The sequence below is a fragment of the Novosphingobium sp. SG751A genome (assembly GCF_013149295.1).
In the GTDB taxonomy this organism is placed as follows: domain Bacteria; phylum Pseudomonadota; class Alphaproteobacteria; order Sphingomonadales; family Sphingomonadaceae; genus Novosphingobium.
In genome coordinates this window covers 1-1,424 of record NZ_JABGCB010000067.1, presented here as the reverse complement: position 1 = coordinate 1,424, position 1,424 = coordinate 1, and the positions used below count along the sequence as shown (strand labels likewise).

The following is a 1,424-nucleotide window of genomic DNA, read 5'->3' as shown; positions in this document are numbered from 1 at the left end:
GTTAGCGTCCGGGCTCGTGGTGTAATTTCCGGTGTAGATTGAGGCGATCGCATGGGGTGGGGCATGCCCCACCCCATGCGATTTCGATCTCGGTGGCCACCGGGCTCATCGGTAAGGTGGAGTTACCACACTTCACACGCCAACCGAGGAGTTGATCCCGATGACCGACGACAGACTACCGCTTGCCGAGCTGATGGCGAAGACCGGAGATGGAGATTTTCTGCGCACGATCGCCGAGAGCGTATTGCAGATCATTATGGAGGCTGATGTCGACGGCCTGGTCGGCGCTGGCCGGCACGAACGCTCCGGCGACCGGACGACCTGGCGCAATGGCTACCGCGACCGCAGCCTCGATACCCGGCTCGGCACGCTCAACCTCAAGATCCCCAAGTTGCGGACCGGCGCCTACTTCCCCGGCTTTCTGGAACCGAGGAAGACCCTCGAGAAGGCGCTGGTTGCGGTGATCCAGGAGGCGTGGATCGCCGGCGTCAGCACGCGGCGGGTCGACGAGCTGGTGCAGGCGATGGGCATGACCGGCATCTCCAAGTCTTCGGTCTCCAAGCTTTGCAAGGACATCGACGAGCGTGTCCATGCCTTCCTCAAACGTCCGCTCACCGGCGACTGGCCCTACCTTTGGCTCGATGCCACCTATCTGAAGGTGCGCGAGGGCGGCCGGATCGTCAGTGTCGCCGCGATAATCGCCGTTGCCGTCAACACCGAGGGCAAGCGCGAGATCGTCGGCCTGCACATCGGACCTTCCGAGGCTGAGGTCTTCTGGTCCGACTTCCTCAAGGACCTGGCCCGCCGCGGACTGACGGGGTAAAGCTGGTCATCTCCGATGCCCACGAGGGCCTCAAGGCGGCGATCACCCGCGTGCTCAGCGCCACCTGGCAACGCTGCCGCGTCCACTTCATGCGCAATGCGCTGGCCTATGTGACCAAGGGCCAGAACACTGTGGTTGCCGCTGCCATCCGTCAGGTCTTCCTCCAGCCCGATCACGCTGCCGCGACACAGGTCTGGCGCCAGGTCGCCGACCAGTTGCGTGTCCGCTGGCCAAAGCTGGGCGCCTGCATGGACGCCGCCGAGCACGATGTGCTCGCCTACATGACCTTCCCCGAGCAGCACCGGGTCAAGCTGCATTCGACCAACCCACTGGAACGGCTGAACAAGGAAGTTAAGCGCCGCGCCGATGTCGTCGGCATCTTTCCCAACGAGGATAGCATCATCCGCCTCGTCGGAGCCGTCCTGCTCGAGCAGAACGACGAATATCAACTTCAGCACCGCTACATGCAGATCGAGGGCATGGCAGCCCTTGCCACACCAATTATCGAGGAGGTTCAGCCGCTACAGATTACACCCAAGGCCGCATGAAAATGCAGCCCAATGGCCACACCAGATTTTACACCACATTGACGGACGTGATC

General features: G+C 62.4%; 1 pseudogene. It reads left to right on the top strand.

Features of this window, described 5'->3' with window-relative positions:
- Positions 1 to 160: 160 nt before the first annotated feature.
- Positions 161 to 1,371, top strand: a pseudogene (locus tag FHW96_RS25885) (IS256 family transposase).
- The last annotated feature ends 53 nt before the right edge of the window (positions 1,372 to 1,424 follow it).